19 protein-coding genes and 2 pseudogenes are annotated in these 18244 nt (G+C 52.1%); 11 read left to right on the top strand and 10 right to left on the bottom strand.

The features are described 5' to 3' along the window. Positions 1-97 precede the first annotated feature (97 nt). The 4 genes from sutA to glnK form a co-directional block, all read right to left on the bottom strand. Complete coding sequence (sutA, locus tag AC1ME2_RS14640) at positions 98-424, bottom strand: transcriptional regulator SutA (RefSeq protein WP_480434806.1); 327 nt, start codon at positions 422-424, stop codon at positions 98-100. A gap of 99 nt (positions 425-523) precedes the next feature. Then, positions 524-949 (bottom strand): secondary thiamine-phosphate synthase enzyme YjbQ, encoded by a 426-nt coding sequence (locus AC1ME2_RS14635; protein WP_480434805.1) that lies wholly within the window; start codon positions 947-949, stop codon positions 524-526. A gap of 178 nt (positions 950-1127) precedes the next feature. Beyond that, complete coding sequence (locus AC1ME2_RS14630; protein ID WP_480434804.1) at positions 1128-2468, bottom strand: ammonium transporter; 1341 nt, start codon at positions 2466-2468, stop codon at positions 1128-1130. A 34-nt stretch (positions 2469-2502) separates the two neighbouring features. Then, positions 2503-2841, bottom strand: a complete 339-nt coding sequence (glnK, locus tag AC1ME2_RS14625; protein ID WP_002555808.1) for a P-II family nitrogen regulator — start codon at positions 2839-2841, stop codon at positions 2503-2505. A 421-nt stretch (positions 2842-3262) separates the two neighbouring features. On the opposite strand from glnK, the gene AC1ME2_RS14620 reads away from it, so the two are divergent. The 3 genes and pseudogenes from AC1ME2_RS14620 to AC1ME2_RS14610 all read left to right on the top strand — a co-directional run bounded on the left by AC1ME2_RS14620 (position 3263) and on the right by AC1ME2_RS14610 (position 5845). Continuing rightward, on the top strand, positions 3263-3523 hold the full coding sequence (locus AC1ME2_RS14620) for an accessory factor UbiK family protein (RefSeq protein ID WP_480434803.1): 261 nt from the start codon (positions 3263-3265) through the stop codon (positions 3521-3523). A 231-nt stretch (positions 3524-3754) separates the two neighbouring features. Next, positions 3755-4729, top strand: a pseudogene (locus AC1ME2_RS14615) (YifB family Mg chelatase-like AAA ATPase); the annotation flags it as partial. A 387-nt stretch (positions 4730-5116) separates the two neighbouring features. Next, positions 5117-5845 (top strand): YagK/YfjJ domain-containing protein, encoded by a 729-nt coding sequence (locus AC1ME2_RS14610; protein ID WP_480434802.1) that lies wholly within the window; start codon positions 5117-5119, stop codon positions 5843-5845. Here the strand turns inward: AC1ME2_RS14610 and AC1ME2_RS14605 are convergent. Continuing rightward, complete coding sequence (locus AC1ME2_RS14605; protein WP_480434801.1) at positions 5826-6122, bottom strand: hypothetical protein; 297 nt, start codon at positions 6120-6122, stop codon at positions 5826-5828. The genes AC1ME2_RS14610 and AC1ME2_RS14605 overlap by 20 nt on opposite strands. Positions 6123-6271: 149 nt before the next feature. Between AC1ME2_RS14605 and AC1ME2_RS14600 the strand changes: the two genes are divergently transcribed. The 3 genes from AC1ME2_RS14600 to AC1ME2_RS14590 all read left to right on the top strand — a co-directional run bounded on the left by AC1ME2_RS14600 (position 6272) and on the right by AC1ME2_RS14590 (position 8916). Continuing rightward, positions 6272-6523, top strand: coding sequence for a helix-turn-helix domain-containing protein (locus tag AC1ME2_RS14600; protein ID WP_480434800.1), 252 nt, complete (start codon positions 6272-6274; stop codon positions 6521-6523). 291 nt (positions 6524-6814) lie between these two features. Continuing rightward, entirely contained in the window at positions 6815-7912 is a 1098-nt protein-coding gene (locus tag AC1ME2_RS14595) for a DNA cytosine methyltransferase (protein WP_480434799.1), read from the top strand. A 77-nt stretch (positions 7913-7989) separates the two neighbouring features. Continuing rightward, on the top strand, positions 7990-8916 hold the full coding sequence (locus tag AC1ME2_RS14590) for an HNH endonuclease (RefSeq protein WP_480434798.1): 927 nt from the start codon (positions 7990-7992) through the stop codon (positions 8914-8916). Between the two features lie 12 nt (positions 8917-8928). Here the strand turns inward: AC1ME2_RS14590 and AC1ME2_RS14585 are convergent, their stop codons facing one another. Further along, positions 8929-9339, bottom strand: coding sequence for a very short patch repair endonuclease (locus tag AC1ME2_RS14585; protein WP_480434797.1), 411 nt, complete (start codon positions 9337-9339; stop codon positions 8929-8931). Between the two features lie 333 nt (positions 9340-9672). Here AC1ME2_RS14585 and AC1ME2_RS14580 point away from each other — a divergent pair, with 333 nt between their 5' ends. Next, positions 9673-10215, top strand: coding sequence for a recombinase family protein (locus AC1ME2_RS14580; protein WP_480434796.1), 543 nt, complete (start codon positions 9673-9675; stop codon positions 10213-10215). Positions 10216-10335: 120 nt separating this feature from the next. On the opposite strand, the gene AC1ME2_RS14575 is transcribed toward AC1ME2_RS14580, so the two are convergent. From AC1ME2_RS14575 to AC1ME2_RS14565, 3 genes are all read right to left on the bottom strand, one after another. After that, on the bottom strand, positions 10336-11028 hold the full coding sequence (locus AC1ME2_RS14575; RefSeq protein WP_480434795.1) for a DarT1-associated NADAR antitoxin family protein: 693 nt from the start codon (positions 11026-11028) through the stop codon (positions 10336-10338). Next, complete coding sequence (locus AC1ME2_RS14570; RefSeq protein WP_480434794.1) at positions 11021-11542, bottom strand: DarT ssDNA thymidine ADP-ribosyltransferase family protein; 522 nt, start codon at positions 11540-11542, stop codon at positions 11021-11023. Before AC1ME2_RS14570 ends, AC1ME2_RS14575 begins: the two co-directional genes overlap by 8 nt. A 781-nt stretch (positions 11543-12323) precedes the next feature. Beyond that, positions 12324-14078, bottom strand: a complete 1755-nt coding sequence (locus AC1ME2_RS14565) for a recombinase family protein (RefSeq protein ID WP_480434793.1) — start codon at positions 14076-14078, stop codon at positions 12324-12326. Between the two features lie 41 nt (positions 14079-14119). On the opposite strand from AC1ME2_RS14565, the pseudogene AC1ME2_RS14560 reads away from it, so the two are divergent. The 3 genes and pseudogenes from AC1ME2_RS14560 to AC1ME2_RS14550 all read left to right on the top strand — a co-directional run. After that, positions 14120-14665 (top strand): annotated as a pseudogene (locus tag AC1ME2_RS14560) (ATP-binding protein); the annotation flags it as partial. A gap of 74 nt (positions 14666-14739) precedes the next feature. Beyond that, positions 14740-14994, top strand: a complete 255-nt coding sequence (gene relB, locus AC1ME2_RS14555; protein ID WP_480434792.1) for a type II toxin-antitoxin system RelB family antitoxin — start codon at positions 14740-14742, stop codon at positions 14992-14994. After that, positions 14963-15322 (top strand): nuclear transport factor 2 family protein, encoded by a 360-nt coding sequence (locus AC1ME2_RS14550; protein ID WP_480434791.1) that lies wholly within the window; start codon positions 14963-14965, stop codon positions 15320-15322. Before relB ends, AC1ME2_RS14550 begins: the two co-directional genes overlap by 32 nt. A gap of 404 nt (positions 15323-15726) precedes the next feature. Here AC1ME2_RS14550 and AC1ME2_RS14545 read toward each other — a convergent pair whose 3' ends face one another. Further along, entirely contained in the window at positions 15727-16647 is a 921-nt protein-coding gene (locus AC1ME2_RS14545) for a LysR substrate-binding domain-containing protein (RefSeq protein WP_480434790.1), read from the bottom strand. 164 nt (positions 16648-16811) lie between these two features. On the opposite strand from AC1ME2_RS14545, the gene AC1ME2_RS14540 reads away from it, so the two are divergent. Then, a complete protein-coding gene (locus tag AC1ME2_RS14540; protein ID WP_480442149.1) occupies positions 16812-18221 on the top strand; it encodes a NorM family multidrug efflux MATE transporter in 1410 nt (469 codons plus the stop codon). Positions 18222-18244 lie beyond the last annotated feature (23 nt).

The following is an 18244-nucleotide window of genomic DNA, read 5'->3' as shown; positions in this document are numbered from 1 at the left end:
CCAGCACAGGTAGGTCACTTAGCAGTCTCTGCACAATTTTCAGACAAAAAAAGCCCGCGGGCGATAGCGGGCTTTTCCTTGTTCGATAATCAGCCGCTTAGATAGGCCGGCTACCGTACTTGTTGTCAGGCTTCTTCGGCGGATCGGCAACCACGTTGGGCTCCACCTCCACAACCTTGCCGCCTTTGGAGAGGAACTCTTCCATCGCACGGGCCAGAGCATCACGCTCTTTGTTCTTGGCTTCTATGCTAGGCAGCTCATCCACCGAGACCGCAGCCTTGGCTTTGCCCTTGGCAGGCGTGGGCGAGGCTTCACTGCTGTCATCAGTGTCGGCACCATCGTCTTCGGCGACAGCCGCAAGCTCCTCGCCGTCCTCTTCACCTTCCAGACCGTCTTCCAGATCGTCGTTGTCGTCGTCGCTCATGTTCTACCTCATGACTTGCGAAAGCAGATTAGTTATAGCCCAGCTACGCCAACTTTCGCAGGCTGCCGGAAAAATTCAACATCCGCTGAGAATCAGCGGTCATGCCCCGTCACCGTATAGCGTGGCAAGGACACTGCGAGCACCGCCGGCATCACGATGCTCACCCAGATAAACACCTTGCCAGATACCCAACGCCAATCGCCCTGCCGTGACCGGCAAACTCAACTGGCAGCCAAGCAAACTGGCCTTGAAGTGCGCCGGCAGATCATCGGGGCCTTCGTCGTCATGTTCATATCCGTCCATACCCTGGGGCACCAGACGATTGAAAAAACGCTCGAAGTCACGACGCACAGCCGGGTCGGCATTCTCGTTGATGGTCAACGAGGCCGAGGTATGTTGTAGCCACAAATGCAATAGACCGACCCGACAAGTGCGCAGCTCAGGCAAGCCTGCCAGTATTTCGTCGGTTACCAGATGAAACCCGCGAGGCCTTGCTCGCAGGGTAATCAGCGTCTGTTGCCACATACAGTTCTCCACGCTTCGGCGCGCATTCTAACGCGCTGGAGGAAAAAACAAAGCGCGCAATAGACCACCTTTTGTGTAAGCCACCCTCCAAAAGCAGACAACCCTCGTTATCGTGCTTGTATCGACAAACACCAGACAAAAAAATGCCCGGTTACCCGGGCATTTTTTATACGTTGGCTTACAAGGCGTAGCCACGCTCGTCGTGTAGCGCAAGGTCGAGGCCGACAGCTTCTTCCTCGTCAGTGACACGCAGACCCATGACCATGTCCAGTACCTTGAGAATGACGTAGGTCACAATCGCGGTGTAGATGATCGTGAAGCCTACGCCTTTGCACTGGATCCAGACTTGTGCAGCGATGTCGGTGGTTGCCGCGTTGAAGCCGCCCATCGAAGGCGCAGCGAATACACCGGTCAGGATCGCGCCGAGGATACCGCCGATACCGTGCACACCGAATGCGTCCAGGGAGTCGTCGTAGCGCAGTTTGCGTTTCAGGGTGGTAGCGCAGAAGAAGCAGACCACGCCAGCAGCCAGGCCGATCACCATGGAGCCCATCGGGCCGACAGTACCAGCGGCAGGGGTGATGGCAACCAGACCGGCAACCACACCCGAAGCGATACCCAGAGCACTTGGCTTACCGTGGGTCAGCCATTCGGCGAACATCCAGCCCAGTGCAGCAGCAGCAGTCGCGATCTGGGTCACGAGCATTGCCATACCGGCAGTACCGTTGGCCGCAGAAGCGGAGCCGGCGTTGAAGCCGAACCAGCCTACCCAAAGCATTGCCGCGCCGATCAGGGTATAGCCCAGGTTGTGCGGGGCCATAGGTGTGGTTGGAAAGCCTTTACGTTTGCCCAGTACCAGGCAAGCAACCAGACCCGCAACACCGGCGTTGATGTGAACCACCGTGCCGCCAGCGAAGTCGAGGACGCCCCAATCACCCAACAGTGCGCCCGGACCGCCCCAGACCATGTGCGCGATTGGCGCATAGACCAGCGTGAACCAGATGCCCATGAAGATCAGCATCGCGGAGAACTTCATGCGCTCAGCGAACGCACCGACGATCAACGCGGGAGTGATGATGGCGAATGTCATCTGGTAGGTGACGAACACCGCTTCAGGGAACAACGCGGTCGGGCCAGTGATGCTCGATGGCGTCACACCAGCAAGGAATGCCTTAGCCAGGCTGCCGAAGATAGAGTTGAAGTTAACAACGCCCACCTCCATCCCAGTTGTGTCGAATGCAATGCTGTAGCCGTAGATAACCCACAGAATGCTGATCACACCCGTAATGGCGAAGCACTGCATCATGACCGAAAGAATATTTTTCGAGCGAACCATACCGCCGTAGAACAGGGCCAGGCCAGGAATGGTCATGAACAGCACCAGCGCTGTCGATGTCATCATCCACGACGTGTCGCCAGAATTGAGGACGGGGGCAACCACCGGATCAGCCGCCAGGGCCAAACCAGGGATGAAAAGGGACAACAGGGCTCCTAGCCCTGCGAATTGACGCAGAGTCATATTGTTTTACTCCTGGGGCGTGGGGGTTGGCGGCTTAGATTGCGTCGGTATCGGTTTCGCCGGTACGGATGCGAATGGCCTGTTCCAGATTCACTACGAAGATTTTGCCGTCACCGATCTTGCCAGTGTTAGCTGCCTTGGTTATCGCTTCGATAACCCGATCCAGATCCTTGTCATCGATCGCAACATCGATTTTCACCTTGGGCAGGAAGTCGACTACGTATTCCGCACCGCGATACAACTCGGTGTGACCCTTTTGCCGACCGAAGCCTTTGACTTCAGTGACGGTGATGCCCTGCACGCCGATCTCCGACAACGATTCGCGCACGTCATCCAATTTAAATGGCTTGATGATGGCAGTGACTAGCTTCATGAAACTTTTCTCCCGAATTGGTGGACTTGCCCCAGGAAAACAAACCCGACTCAAGTCTAAGCGCAGTGCCTGGCTTTGTAACGTGTCGGTCGCTTTAAACAGCCCCGATCAATTCCAGAGAACCGCTTCTGACGAAACACTTCCCCGCTCCGCCTGCCGCACTGCAATCGTCACAGCGACTGCATCAGTGCATGGGTCATATGCCACTAAGCAGAAAGCTTGCCATCTCCTGAAAAACCATTAAATACAAGGCCTTGGATAACACTTCCTTTTCCGGTCTGCGTTTGTGGCCATCAAGTCGCACAACAACAGTGCGTATGCACTCGCCCCTGTGCGCGAAAAGCGTGCAGGCTGGGTGAGCCGAATGGACTATAGACGCTCCGTGATATACTGCCGCCCATCTGTTTTCGGAACCCTGACCATGCTCGCGCCCAAAGCTTTCCTAGACGCCCTGAGCGGCCACGCCTCTCGCTTGTTCAATGGCGAAACGCCCATCCCGCGCAACGAATTCGAAACCCAATTCAAAGCCCTGCTGCAAAGCGGCTTCAGCAAGCTTGATTTAGTGACTCGCGAAGAATTCGACAGCCAGATGAGCGTCCTCGCCCGCACCCGCGCCCGTCTTGAAGCGCTGGAAGCAAAAGTGGCCGAGATGGAAACGAAACTGACGCCACCGGCGGAGTAACAACCGCACGACTTCTGGACGTCCACCGCTCAATCCCGCTGGGAGCGAATTCATTCGCGAAAGGCTTAACGGGGAGCAATAGGACTACCGTATCAGCCCATTCGCGAATAAGACTGCGTGTCCAGAGTGCTCCCACACCGGGCTATCCATTCACACCCTGTATCGATTCCCCTCCCCAGCTTCCCCTCGAATTCCTGCAGGATGCGGTTCTTCAGACATCAAGGAATGATCATGTCTCTCGCCATCGTGCTCAGCCGCGCTCAGGTGGGTGTGGAAGCGCCCGCCGTCACCGTCGAGTGCCATCTGGCCAACGGCCTTCCTGCGCTGACGCTGGTGGGCTTGCCTGAAGGCGCGGTCAGGGAAAGCAAGGATCGGGTCCGCAGTGCCATCCTCAATTCCGGCCTCGAATACCCTGCCCGCAGAATCACCCTCAACCTCGCCCCGGCCGACTTGCCGAAAGACGGCGGGCGTTTCGATCTGGCAATTGCGCTGGGTTTGCTCGCCGCCAGCGGGCAACTGCCTGCTCACGCGTTGCAGGATGTCGAATGCCTCGGTGAATTGGCGCTCTCGGGTGCTATAAGGCCGATACAGGGCGTTTTGCCCGCCGCGCTGGCCGCTCGTGCCGAGGGCCATACGTTGATCGTGCCTGCGGCCAATGCCGAGGAGGCGTGCCTGGCGTCCGGGTTACGGGTGATTGCCGTCAATCATCTGCTGGAACTGGTGGCGCACTTCAATGGCCGGACGCCTATTGTCCCCTACGTGTCCAGCGGTCTACTGCACCTGAGCAAACCCTATCCAGACCTGAGCGAGGTGCAAGGCCAGACTGCCGCCAAACGCGCACTGCTGGTAGCGGCGGCGGGCGCGCACAATCTGCTGTTTAGTGGACCTCCCGGCACCGGCAAGACACTCCTCGCCAGTCGCCTGCCGGGCCTGTTGCCGCCACTGGATGAGCACGAAGCGTTGGAGGTGGCTGCGATTCAATCGGTCGCCAGCCAGAGCCCTCTGACCAGTTGGCCACAGCGGCCCTTTCGGCAACCGCACCACTCCGCCTCAGGTGCGGCGCTGGTGGGTGGCGGCAGTCGTCCGCAACCGGGCGAAATCACCCTCGCCCACCATGGTGTGCTGTTTCTCGATGAACTCCCGGAGTTTGATCGCAAGGTGCTGGAAGTGTTGCGAGAGCCGCTGGACAAGGGTTGTATATATCTCACATAATTTTCTAATTCATTTTTACTGTATATTTGTACAGCCTTAGCAGATTTTGAGTCAATACCGATGCCCTAGAGCTGTCCAGAGAAAATCTTGCAACCCAGTATGTATACGGTCCGAATGGGGCACTCGCCTTACGTAAATTGACTGAGTCAAAAAATATTAATTGCATTTTGGCGAAACAGTTTAGATTGCCCCTTTATGGTGGTAATATTCACTTAGTACTTGCCCTGTTTCTTCTACAGAAGTTTTCCTTGTTTCTTCGGAACCTAAATTCATTCGAGCTTATACACGCCGCGCGTTGCCCGCGTGTGGGCGATTGCTTTTAGTAATATCCAATAGAACCCATAGAGCAAGAAAGGTAATCAACCATACGGATAAAAGAAATTGAAAAAGACAAAGAATCAGAAACACAAAAAGAATGTAACCTGTAAACCAACCTACCAAGGTCTATCAATCAATACGGGGAAATTCAAGAATCTTCCGGTGTACACAACCATGCTCAAACCAATGCTTGATCAGATCAATGCATTGCTAACGCACCACTCAAGAATTCAGCTGTTACGGTTCGATCTTCACTTGCCCGTTACAGATATTATGGACGCCTCATCAGGCAACCTAGTGGTCTCCAATTTTTTCAAACAGGTCAAGCAAGACCTTGCAAGTGCGAATTGGAATCGTCAAAAGAATGTCATACAGGGTTGGGCAAGAGAGGTAGGCGAGTCCGACAATGCTCATTATCACTGCTACATCGGTGTAAGCTCTACAGTGCAATTAGGGACGTTTTACAACGACACCCCGACCATGTTATGGAAATTGCTTTATAACCGCTGGACGGAGCCCTCAGGCGGCTCTGTGAGGCCGTCTGGCTATCACACAGTCAATAGAAACAACCACGAACAACTTAGCACAGCTTTTTACCATCTGAGTTATCTCTGTAAAGTTAGAAGCAAAGATTTCGGATCAGGTGAACCACATAAACGGTATTCAAATTCCAGACTGAAATGCAAAGAGGTGGCAAATCAGCAAATAATCACCGATTGCCACCCGGAATTATTGGAGCTATTTTTTGTGCCTACCACTTCACCAGATATGGTTACATCGAACCAGCTTTAACAAGAATCAGAAGTGACACACCCGTTACAATCACCGACGCAAAGGTCCACTTTACCGAACTAAGGAATGTGGACTTTCTTGCCATGCCGAATTTAAATCCGAGCCACCACAACCTCCACTTGTTTGCCGTATAAACCACCACCGGCAACACGACAGTACCAAGTATAAGAAGCAAGGTGCTCGGATCGTTCGGATTTTGATGAGCTTTAGTTCCAGCAAAAACAAATGGCACATACCCCGCAACACCAACGAAAAATGTAACAACGCTTTTTTTCATAATCACACCCCACGACTCGAATCTTGGATTCCTTGCCACTTCAGCCAACCCACAATGGGGCTGGTCGTTAGGACGAAGACAAAATATCTGAAATTCGGATACCTGAAAACCAGATATAGCGTGGAAGGCAGCTCTACTCTGGACAGCCCATGCCAAAAGCCATTTACCGAACCGAATATGAAACGTTTCTGACCCTGCTGAAGGCCCGTCGGATCAATGCCGGACTAACCCAGGTGGAATGCTCAAACGCGTTAGGACGCCCACAATCCTTCATGAGTGATGTCGAACGAGGCGTTCGCCGACTAGATATCATCCAAATGTATGACCTATGCAAGGTACTCAGATGTGATCTTGTTGAGCTGATTCGCGATTTCATGGACGGCATTGAAACGCCTCAGTAACGGATATCAGAACATTGGATTTTCGTGCGGTGACTCCTTTTGGTCGGAGAGCCGGGTCGCCACCACAGAAATTCGCTTACCCTTCGCAACCAACGAAAGGTTGACTGCTACCCTTGTTAAAATTACTGTGTATTCACCCAGTATTTCGCATCGATTTGATTTTCCAGAAGCGAACAAGGTCGTAGGCAAAGACAAGAAAATTTCTGCCTCCTTTCACTACGATTGGGTTGGTCTCGATGGTTTTGCGCGAGACGTGTGTCCTTTACTCCGGCGATGAAAAAAATCTCAGTTATGCATATCAAGATGCCACCAAACAAATTTCGTGTAATCGACCTTTTCTCGGGTGCTGGCGGCATGACACTCGGCTTCACAGATGATCGGTTCTGTGGGGGATTTGAGTGCGTCCTGTCCGTCGATAATGATGCGGCAGCGATGAGGACGCATGAACGGGCATATTCTGCGCCAGCGGTGGTAGGCAATATTGAACATTGGCTACAAACGTCTCCCAAAATCCCTCCTGCCGATGTGGTCATCGGAGGGCCACCCTGCCAAGGCTTCAGCCTTCTCAACAAAAATAGGACGGGAGACGGTCGTCGGGCTTTGTGGGAACCATACATGGATGTTGTGCAGCAAAGCGGTGCCAGAATGTTCGTCATGGAAAACGTTTCGGAATTACTACGTTCAAGCGAGTTTTCAGATATCCAGGCTCGGGCCACATCAATGGGCTTTGAGACAATATTTGAGGTCGTGAACACAGCTGACTATGGAGTTGCGCAAACCCGAAAACGATTAATCATTATTGGATGGAAAAAAGGGCTGATCGAAACCCCGGAATTACCGGTTAAGACCCATTCCAAAAATCTGGATGACCGATTTCTTCCACCATGGCGATCAGTCAAGGACGTGATAGGGGATTTGCCAGAACCAGTCGGTATTCAAATTCGAGAGTGCGAGCCGCCTTTGAATTTGCATTTCGGTCGCACCCCTACCGAGAAAAGTCTTGCTCGATACAAGTCTGTGCCACCCGGTGGCAATCGCTTCGACTTGCAACGAAATGCACCAGAAATCACTCCAGCATGCTGGATTCGTAAAACCTCGGGCGGTACTGATCTATTTGGTCGCCTTTGGTGGGATCGACCGAGTGTGACCATCAGGACCGAGTTTTTCAAACCGGAAAAAGGACGGTATTTGCATCCAGAAAAACACCGCCCAATTACTCACCGCGAAGCTGCACGCATTATGGGATTTCCTGACGATTTCCCGTTCCAAGGTACAAAAATTGAGATTGCTCGTCAGATTGGAAATGCTGTTCCACCGCTACTAGCAGGGGCCATCGCCAAAGTCGTACTAAAGGTGCTAGATGCCAAGGCGCAAACCAAAGCCGCGTAGGCTCAGAGTTCATCCAGTTTCAATGTGACGGTTGGTCTGATAAAGGAGATGGGTAGTTGGCAAGGCGGTCAGGTAAATTGAAGGATGATTCAGAAAGCTTGCGAGTTCGCTTGCTGGAACTGATCAAAAATTTCGGTCACGAACTGAATCATGGGGACCTACGTGCCCGCGTTATATCGTTGGTGCCAACCTTTCACGCCCTCCGAGATTTGGGCAGCTCTCTTATTCCTAAATCAAGTGCCGCGTCTGCACGAGACCGTATAATTCTTTACCTTGTTACTTATCCACGCAAAGTCATCAAGGGTGATGAACTGATGGTCGTGTCAGGTATCGGCGAATGGGCCAGACGTGTAAGAGAACTACGCGTAGAGCAAGGCTGGAGCATTGTTACTGGCGTCACAGCAGCAGAGATGGTCAAAGCGGGAGACCTCGACTTGAAATTGCTGGGTGTCGATTCATTGATGGTTGATGACTACATGCTGCTCGATGAAAATCAGGATAGAGATGCTGCACACCGCTGGAACATTGCAAACACCATTCGCAAAAAGAAATTTGCTGTAAAAGACAAGCTTCTAGAGTTTCTGCAAAAAAACGTGGGACGACCTGTTACAGGCGAAGAGCTTCGGTATGTCGCCGATGGCTCAACTGAATGGGCCCGAAGAGTTCGAGAGCTACGAACCGAAGAAGGCTGGTCAATTGCAACTCGGACGACAGGCCGCCCGGATTTGCCCATTGGTGCTTATGTCTTGGAAGACATGAACCAGACACCACCTCATGACCGGAAAATTCCCGATGATGTTAGGGGGAAGGTACTGATTCGAGACAACTACACTTGTCGGCACTGTCCATGGAACCATTCAATGTGGAACGCTTCTGACCCAAGACATCTTGAACTACATCACGTTGTTCATCATGCCAAAGGTGGGCAGAACTCAGTAGACAACCTAATCACCCTTTGCACCGTATGCCATCACAAGGCGCATAGAAAAGAAAAAATCGAGTAAACAATACCCTTCCTATTTTTGACATAGCTGTTGAAGTAGTTGATTAAGTGTGTCCGGCCCTTTTTTTAGCTGGCATTCCCATATGATCAAAACTCGCCAGCCCAAGAGCTCCAAGGCTTTTACGTTTTCAGTGTCCCTCGCCACGTTACGTAGAAGTTTCTCATTCCAGAACTCGAACCTGGTCTTGGGCATTGTCGCGTAGCGACATCCTGAATGGTGATGCCAAAAGCAACCATGGACAAATATACAAGTCCGGAATTTTGGCATCACAATGTCCGGCTTTCCGGGTAGCATTTTCTGATGTATTCGAAATCGATAGCCATGAGCGTGTAAGAACTTCCTGACTATCATCTCAGGTCGGGTGTTTGCACTCCGAATGGTCGCCATCATTCTTGATCGAGTCGCTTGGTCTACGAAATCCACTCTGGCTACCTTTCTTTGGCTATTCAGTACATGAAATGTATATCGCCCTCTTCATTGCTCGCAACGACCACCGAAGGGCTATGACTGGGCTGTTCGTTTGGTGGGGTAGCCATCATTGATAATCCGCAGGGGAATGTCGTTAGACGATATGAGAAACAATCGTAGCAATACTCAACAACCGGCGAGGTTGCGTTCATTTGGGTACACCCATGTGACAACAAATCGATGAATACGGAATGCATCATAAAATCGTATTCAATAGGGTTGATTTTATCAATGAACACATACACACTCAAAACATCTAGAAGCTAATGAATACAAAAGGTAAAGAAAATGGCAAATGTAGGTTACGTCAGGGTTTCATCGGTTGATCAGAATACAGCTCGCCAGTTGGATGGCCTGACACTGGATCGCTTGTTTGAGGACAAGGTGTCGGGTGCGACCACAGACCGCCCCCAGCTACAAGAAATGCTGAAGTTCATCCGTGATGGCGATATCGTCCACGTCCATTCCATCGACAGGCTCGCGCGGTCATTGGAAGATTTGTTGAAGCTTGTAAAAGATTTGAACGCTCGGAAGATCGGCGTCCACTTCCACAAGGAACAATTGCTGTTCACTGGCGAAGCCAACCCCATGCAAGACTTTATGCTGTCGTTGCTGGGTAGTGTTGCCCAGTTCGAACGAGCAATGATCAAGGAACGTCAGCGGGAAGGCATAGCCAAGGCTAAGGAAGCGGGCATGTACAAAGGTCGTGTAAAGTCAGTTGATGACGCTGCGATCAGGGCTGCAATGCAAGCTGAGGGTGCATCGTTCCGCAAGGTTGCTAGGGCTTTGGATGTGAGTCTGAGCACCGTGCAACGGGCAATGAAAGCCTAGGCGCAAGGCGTCTTGACTAGCCAGAAATCGAAGCTGAGAGACTCATAACGACCATATGCAGCCATTCCGATGTATCTATGAAATTTATCAAGAAGATGCTCTGCGGGAGGGCAAAAAATATCATAGCAACGGTCGTTGTTTCAGATCAGAAGAGTGGCCTTGCTTGAAAGAATCAGAGGCAACCATTGCAATAAAATCGCCCTGAGATCTCAAGGCGTCATCTAAGGCGTTGAGTTTAATCAGGGAAACCAAAAGCGCGCAGGTTCTTGCTTGGCAGTTAATGGAGCGCTGAGGATTAAATTCTATATCTGTAAAGCCCTTGAAGCTATCAAGGCGCTTTAAGAAGTCTTGATGCGGCTGAAGCGCAGAAAGGTACAGCCAATCATAGAAGGCGGTTTTAGGTATAAGCGGCCATATTTGTCCGAAGAAATCAAAACCAATAAGCACGCCAGAGGTTTTCAATCGCTCATCTTTTTTGGCTGCCCAAGCATCTTTTGCATATATATCAATGTACGGACCTCCATCCTTGAAAACCTTACTGCCTTGGAAGGCCGATTCAAGACTGATCTCACCCATCTCGGTGTCTATCTTAAGGCTGAATGCGCTTAGGCGACGACCAAGTTCAAGCTCAGACTTTGTTGAGACTTCTAAGAGAGGGTAAAGCCCTTGGGCTATAGCCGCTTCATGAAGAGCCGTGACATTTTTCTTCTTCTGGACGGGAGCGAACCCAGGACTCCATGAAAAACTGACCATTGTTTCAGAAACCAGATGATCAGGGGTTCCAAGGGCAGAGAACACTGGACGGCTAGCCATTTTTTTTTCCAAGTATCATATCAATTGGGATTGATCGGGGGATTAGAATTTCACTTCTAAGCGCAAGGCTTCTACGTTGGCGTATTTCTGGGTCTTTCCAGTCCGTGTAGGTGAACATAACTTCCAGATCAATTTCGTCCCGAGCCGCCTCAGGTGAAAGCAGGGAAATGCCAGCCTTGTTTGAAACGTCACTCGTATAATGCACTCCTGGCATATCTAAAATATTAATACTGACTTTCAACCAAATAGGGTTTGGAGTTCTACCATCATTCCTCGTGTGAAAAAGCATTGGGTGATCATCGAGGAAAGCAAGGTGTACATAATTATCTACGCCATTAATCCTGTCAGCCTTATGGCTCCATTCATTCCCACCTGGAGCGGGAATTTTTATATCGCGACTTCTTGCCTCAGCCAATGAAAGTAGTCCTTTGTTGTCGATAATGCTCTGAAGGTTAGATTGGTCAGTGAAATGCCAAACCCCATCAATTCCATATTTAACTAACAGTTCTTTCATAAACGCCATCCGATAGCCAATTTTTGAGAGGTTAGCATTATATTGTTCACGCTCAGAGGCACCTCAATAGAAGCGAAGCAGTAGGTTTAGATTAGCTCAAGACCGTATGGCAGACAACTATTGACCAACAATGTGTCGAAATCACGAGGCACCACGGGCAGGAGCGCGAGACAGAATGCCGCAAGAACAATCGGGTACAGATCAAAGTATTCACGGTGCTGACCGGCCGCAATGGGTCTGTTTCGGCCTGTCATGGCTACGATGCGTCCTGGTCAAGTTCAACGCAAATGCCTAGTCAGTTCGACTGATCACCCAGATCTCTGGCCTAGCCAAGAACTCTACCCATTTATAGACCCAGCGGCACCTACCCCCCCGTCGATCCAACACGTGCACATCCCGCACAGCCTGCTCACTGAGTTTGTTACCGCCATCGTTTGGTTTTGGGACAACATAGAATACGTCCACTCGGAAAACATCGTTAGCAAACACTGGACGCTTGAGAATAGGCTCGCTGCTATGCGTGGAGCCAAGACCAAGAGGTTGAAGCAAGCCCCGATCAATACTCCGGTTTAAACGCTTCATGCTGACGAACCAGCTTGGACGGGGCTATCGAAGGGGTGCCACCGGGGACTGACTACGGGCTCTCAGAAAGGACTAAAGGGGCAAAATCGATCCATTTTAGCGGTATAGTCAATTTAAAAATTCGCCGCTATATTTTTTTTCATTCCAGAGGTTTACTGGTTACGCAGTCATCCATACCAATTAGTAATGTAGCTTCCTATTACATTTGCTCATACAGATCGGCCAGTCTTGGAATCCCAAAATGAGCAAGTGGCTTATGGAGCGGAAACTTCCTAGAAATACTAAGAATTTCTTGCTCGTTGCGACTGACCCACACATGAAGGTTTCTAGTAGGCTTATCGTATCGGAATTTAAACACCATCTTCGAAGCCTTGAAGAACTGATTCAACTTCAAACGACCTTCTTCGGTACTAAAACGCTCGATGATATCTTCGAATCTGGTTAACTTAATATCTGTTACACTTGAATTGAACTTGCCGCTAAGCTCATCTACTAATACGGCTTGCTCATCAATCGCTATCTCTAACCTTTCCAACCTTTTAATTATTGGCATTGGGATTTTCCCATCATAGCCGTCAAGCGATCGCTCAGTATTTTCATATTTTTCTTTTAAACTAGCCAATACTTCAGACGCTTCGGCCAATTTACTTCCTACCAGTTCCTGTGAACTTTTGTCATCAGATAGAAAAGAGCTAAATTCGCCCCCAAAATCGGACATACCGGTCCGACGCTCTAAAAGTTCAACCGGGTCCATGTGAAGTTTTTTAACGACAACTCCACTAAAACTTCCAGAAGGTTTCGGATCATTCCACCTTATTTGCGGCTTTCCATTTGTCTCGAAGTCATAACGTATAACGCCGGGTGAAACTTTTGACTGTATGACTTGCATAGCATGTAGAAGCATACCGAAGGCCAAATCGAATCTGAACCGTTGATCACATTGCCCCTTCAATTCTTTCCGGGTAAAACAATGAAAATAAGGGTACATTATACCTTTCTGGTTTTTCTGCTTTTCAAACAGCATTGTCTCACCACATTCAGCACACTTTATTACATGCCTGAAGATATTCGTACTGCCAATTGTTGTATTTCCGTAAAATTTTCTATCTTGGCGGTTTCTCATAGAAAAAACAGCTTCATTGAATGCCGTCTGGCTAACTATCCTCGGATAATATTCCTCTATGTATTCAATAAATACTTTTTCCCCTTTCTCATTACGTTTCTGCGACATCAAAACGCCCAAAGGGTATTTATTTTCTATCATCAAAGCAACTTGACGACCAGTCCATTTTCTGTTTGAACTTACATTCACACATCTCGTTGCGTTAGAAACACCCATTGTTTTCAACAATTCGAATATCATGCGTATTTCTGATGCTTCATCTTCATTAATGACAAAATCCTCAGTTACCGTATCATATCGATAGCCGTACGGCGGATTATGGCCGTTGAACTTCTTTCCTTCGGATGCAGCCAACTTTGCTTTGTTCCAAGCAAATTTTCGTCGTTTTGACTTGATCTCCGACTCTTCGTTCGCCCTTTTAGCGATCAAACTAATCATGATCAAATTTTCAAAATCACGATCTGGATCATCATAAGAATAGCATCGAGAATCAGTGGTCGTATAAATCTTAACACCCGCTTTTAGGATGTTTTGCAGTAACTCCACACCATCAAGTACCCGCTGGCGAGTGATCCTATCAATTGATTCCACAACTAAGTAATCACCACGCCTGATAACCCCCCGCTCGATCCTAGCCAATACCTCTTTAAACTTTCCTTTGTTCGCATTATCTCCACGGAACGATGAAACGCCTTCATCAATGATCGTTTCAACAATATCTACGCCGGTGTCCTTTTCGAATGTTTTCAACGGACTGATTTGCCGATCCACCGTATCCCCCGAGGACTGGACGGTAGAGGAATAACGAACGTATGCGTAGGCGTTTGGCATGATGACAACTCGGATCTCAAATTTATGTGAGTATTATAACGCCTTTGGAGTCGGGCCATATCGTCATCGCCCGTGCCCGCGACCGGGTGCGTTTCCCGGCGCGCTTTCAGTTGGTGGCCGCCATGAACCCCTGCCCGTGTGGCTATCTGGGCGAACCCAGCGGTCGCTGTCGTTGTTCCACGGAGCAGATTCAGCGCTACCGCAACAAACTCTCCGGCCCGCTGCTGGACCGCATCGACCTGCACCTGACCGTCGCCCGCGAAGCCACGGCGCTCAATCCAGCCCCCCAAATCGGCGAAGACACCGCCAGCGCTGCCCTCCTCGTGGCCCAGGCCCGAGACCGGCAACAGCGGCGCCAAGGCTGCGCAAACGCCTTTCTCGACCTGCCGGGCCTGCGCAAACATTGCTCGCTGTCCAGCGCCGACGAAAACTGGCTGGAAACCGCCTGCGAACGTTTGACCCTGTCACTCAGGGCCGCACACCGATTGTTGAAAGTGGCCAGAACGCTGGCTGATCTGGAACAGGTCGATGCGATTGGACGCAGTCATCTGGCCGAGGCGTTGCAGTATCGGCCGTCGAGCAATTGATACACGCCCACACAGCATTCTTGCCTGTATCTGTTTTGAAATACGCAGTGAAGGCCCGCCAAAGGAGAACCGAGATGGCTGCACAGACCTCAATACTGCATGTCCGAAAAGGCGCGCTACCCGCTGGCCTTGCTACCGATCCGGACGCCTACGATAAGTGGTTCCGCGCCAAAGTCCTGGAAGCAATGACTGATCCGCGCCCAGCTGTTCCCCACGAGCACGTCATGGATGAAGCTCAAACGTTGATAGATAAAAAAGCGTCATTGCAAATGACAACTTCCTGCGCTGGAGGACACCATGAATGTCAGGAAACAATTAGAGCAGTTTGAAAAGAGGCTACTGGAGCATGACGTACGACTTAACGAAGATGAGTTATCCACGCTGCTAGCCGACGACTTCGTTGAGTTTGGTGCCAGTGGCATCGCATGGACTAAGGCAGAGGTTATTACAGGATTGCAAAACGAGGCCTTTGTGCCGCGTTTAATCAGCAATTTCGTCGTGAAACCGCTGTCTGGCGAGGTCATGCTCGTTACCTACCTATGTCGTAGTGCCCCTACGGATCAAGACCGCGAAGTTAATTCTTTGCGCAGCTCGATTTGGCGTATGTATGGAAATGAATGGCAGATGGTTTTCCATAAGGGAACCCGATGCCCGTGAGGACCGAACAACTACTTTCTGCAGGAGATGCCGCGCGGAGTACCTGACCGACCAGGTTGTCTGGTCTTCGCAGACAAGTCAGCCCCTCAAACAACCTGTAAGTTATTGAAGAGGAAAGCATAAATGTCATTACATTTTCAGCAAAACACAGATTCGTAGGAGCTGCCGAAGGCTGCGATAGGCCGGGGTCGCGGGCGACCGGCATGACCTTCAGCGGTATCAGGAAAGCGACCGGTTCCCGGTCGATCGCAGCCTTCGGCAGCTCCTACAGAACCTTGTTTGCTGCGCGACAGCGCGGCGTCGCAGGCGGGGTGGCATCTCCTACAGGGGATCAGCGTTTGGCTGCGAAGCAGTCGCAAAATGCCCGAATCACTGTCGCAGGAAAGCCGTTGCCAGAGCTGTTTTCACGCCAATATCTCAACCTTTGGCAGGTCCATCGCCTGCACTTCGCCTTGAAGAAATTCGCCGAGCCGACGTAGGCGTTCACCGCCTGGCCGGGTCTTCGGCCATACCAGGTAATAGCTTTCGCCACTGACCACGGCCGTGCGCCAAGGCAAGCTTAGACGCCCCTGCGCCACGTCCTCGGCGACCATCAGCAAATCACCCATGGACACGCCATAGCCACGCGCCGCTGCGATCATGCCCAGTTCCAGGGTGTCGAATACCTGACCGCCCTTGAGCGAGACCTGCTCAGACAGGCCCATCCGCTCTAGCCAGCTACGCCAATCACGACGGTCGGGGGTTGGGTGCAACAGTTCGGCGCGGGCCAGTCGCTTGGCATCCCAAGGCTGGTCCTGGAGCAACGTCGGTGCGCCCACGGGAATCAGCAACTCCGGGAACAGGTACGTGGCTTCCCAATCCGGCGGAAAATGCCCGCGACTGAGCAACACCGCGCAGTCAAACGGCTCCTGGGTGAAGTCCACACTGTCGATATCCATCCAGGCGCTGGTCAATTGCACGTCGTTGCCGACCTGAAGATGACGGAAGCGACTCAGGCGCGCCAGCAACCAACGCATGGTCAGGGTCGAGGGCGCCTTCATGCGCAAAATACCTTCTTCTGCGCGCAAGATGCTGCACGCACGCTCCAGTGCCGAAAAGCCTTCACGCACACCGGGCAGCAGCAGGCGCGCCGCCTCAGTCAATCGCAGGTTGCGGCCATTGCGCTGAAACAAGCGGCAGGAAAAATGATCTTCAAGCGTGCGGATATGGCGGCTAACGGCACTTTGGGTGATCGACAGCTCCTCCGCAGCCCGAGTGAACGAGCTATGCCGAGCAGCCGCTTCAAATGCGCGCAGCGCATAAAGGGGAGGAAGACTACGGGACATACACAACTTTCCTACGCGAATGTTGCGTTACTTTACCCCAGCGACTGCACCCGACTCAGATGAGTTTTACTCATGCCAAGGATCAGGTTTATCGCTTTGTGCCGACGCCTATAAGTGTCGAGAATCAGTTGCTCACAAAACCCTGTAAACCGAGCGCCACGCCCATGCAATCCGTCGCCACTCAAGCACCCTGGATCAAAGAGCTCAGGACCATCCTGCGCCTGGCCGGGCCGCTGATTGCCTCGCAGATGGCGCACATGCTCATGGTGTTCACCGACACCGTGATGATGGGCCATCTGGGACCGGAAGCCCTGGCCGGTGGCGGGTTGGGTGCGGCCAGTTACAACCTGATTTCATTCTTTTGCGTGGGCGTTATCGCCGCAGTCGGCACGCTGGTCTCGATCCGTCACGGTGCCGGCGACAATGTAGGCGCTACGCGGCTGACTCAGGCGGGACTCTGGCTGGCGTGGGGCATGGCGCTGATCGCCGCCTTGGTGCTGTGGAACCTTGAGCCGGTTTTGCTCAGGCTTGGCCAGGAGGAGGCGAACGTACACATGGCAGGGCAATTCTTGATCACCCTGCCCTTCGCCCTGCCCGGCTTCCTGTCCTTTATGGCCTTGCGCGGTTTCACAAGCGCGTTGGGGCGCGCCGGCCCGGTGATGGTCATCAGCCTGGGCGGCGTAGCACTGAATTTCGGCCTTAACTATGCACTTATCCATGGCCTGTTCGGCCTGCCACATCTGGGCCTGATGGGCATCGGCCTGGTCACTGCAGTGGTTGCCAACGGCATGGCATTGTTCCTGGCCCTGCATATCCGCCAGCACCCGGCCTATGCGCCGTATCCCATTCGCCAGGGCCTGATGCGCCCCTCGCTGACTTATTTGAAAGAGCTGTGGCGCCTCGGCTTGCCGATTGGGGGCACCTATGCGGTCGAGATTGGCCTGTTCACGTTCGCAGCGTTCTGCATGGGCGCGATGGGCAGTACGCAAATGGCCGCGCACCAGATCGCCCTGCAGTCGGTGTCGATGGCGTTCATGGTGCCCGTGGGGATTTCCTACGCAATGACCATGCGTATCGGTCAGCACTATGGCGCGGGTAATCTGCTCCAGGCGCGACTGGCCGGGCGTGTGGGCATTGCCTTCGGGGCGTTGATCATGCTCGGCTTCGCGCTGTTGTTCTGGCTGGCACCGCATCAAGTCGTCAGCCTGTTCCTCGACACCGACAATCCGGCCTACCGCGACGTGGTCGATCTAGCGGTAAAGCTGCTGGCGATCGCAGCATGGTTCGAACTGTTCGACGGCACACAGACGCTGGCCATGGGCGCAATTCGGGGGTTCAAGGACGCCAAGACCACGTTCGTCATCGGCCTCGCCTGTTATTGGCTGATTGGCGCGCCTGCAGCCTGGCTCTTCGGTTTTTATGCGCAGGGCGGTGCGATTGGGGTCTGGTGGGGGTTGGCTCTGGGGCTGGCCTGCGCAGCGCTGGCACTGACGGTGGCGTTTGAAAGGAAGACTGCACGGTTGTTGGGTGTCAGACACACCGCCTTCGCAGGCAAGCCTGCTCCCACAGAGTGAGGCTTGCCTGCGAAGGGCTCGAC

The organism is Pseudomonas sp. ASL9 (genome assembly GCF_056680335.1).
This window is presented reverse-complemented; position numbering and strand designations above follow the sequence as displayed.

Excerpts from the sequence above, each read along its gene's own strand:
- sutA (WP_480434806.1), bottom strand. The coding sequence starts at position 424 with ATGAGCGACGACGACAACGACGATCTGGAAGACGGTCTGGAAGGTGAA.
- AC1ME2_RS14635 (WP_480434805.1), bottom strand. The coding sequence starts at position 949 with ATGTGGCAACAGACGCTGATTACCCTGCGAGCAAGGCCTCGCGGGTTT.
- AC1ME2_RS14630 (WP_480434804.1), bottom strand. The coding sequence starts at position 2,468 with ATGACTCTGCGTCAATTCGCAGGGCTAGGAGCCCTGTTGTCCCTTTTC.
- glnK (WP_002555808.1), bottom strand. The coding sequence starts at position 2,841 with ATGAAGCTAGTCACTGCCATCATCAAGCCATTTAAATTGGATGACGTG.
- AC1ME2_RS14620 (WP_480434803.1), top strand. The coding sequence starts at position 3,263 with ATGCTCGCGCCCAAAGCTTTCCTAGACGCCCTGAGCGGCCACGCCTCT.
- AC1ME2_RS14605 (WP_480434801.1), bottom strand. The coding sequence starts at position 6,122 with ATGAAAAAAAGCGTTGTTACATTTTTCGTTGGTGTTGCGGGGTATGTG.
- AC1ME2_RS14600 (WP_480434800.1), top strand. The coding sequence starts at position 6,272 with ATGCCAAAAGCCATTTACCGAACCGAATATGAAACGTTTCTGACCCTG.
- AC1ME2_RS14595 (WP_480434799.1), top strand. The coding sequence starts at position 6,815 with ATGCATATCAAGATGCCACCAAACAAATTTCGTGTAATCGACCTTTTC.
- AC1ME2_RS14580 (WP_480434796.1), top strand. The coding sequence starts at position 9,673 with ATGGCAAATGTAGGTTACGTCAGGGTTTCATCGGTTGATCAGAATACA.
- AC1ME2_RS14575 (WP_480434795.1), bottom strand. The coding sequence starts at position 11,028 with ATGGCTAGCCGTCCAGTGTTCTCTGCCCTTGGAACCCCTGATCATCTG.
- AC1ME2_RS14570 (WP_480434794.1), bottom strand. The coding sequence starts at position 11,542 with ATGAAAGAACTGTTAGTTAAATATGGAATTGATGGGGTTTGGCATTTC.
- AC1ME2_RS14565 (WP_480434793.1), bottom strand. The coding sequence starts at position 14,078 with ATGCCAAACGCCTACGCATACGTTCGTTATTCCTCTACCGTCCAGTCC.
- relB (WP_480434792.1), top strand. The coding sequence starts at position 14,740 with ATGGCTGCACAGACCTCAATACTGCATGTCCGAAAAGGCGCGCTACCC.
- AC1ME2_RS14550 (WP_480434791.1), top strand. The coding sequence starts at position 14,963 with ATGAATGTCAGGAAACAATTAGAGCAGTTTGAAAAGAGGCTACTGGAG.
- AC1ME2_RS14545 (WP_480434790.1), bottom strand. The coding sequence starts at position 16,647 with ATGTCCCGTAGTCTTCCTCCCCTTTATGCGCTGCGCGCATTTGAAGCG.
- AC1ME2_RS14540 (WP_480442149.1), top strand. The coding sequence starts at position 16,812 with ATGCAATCCGTCGCCACTCAAGCACCCTGGATCAAAGAGCTCAGGACC.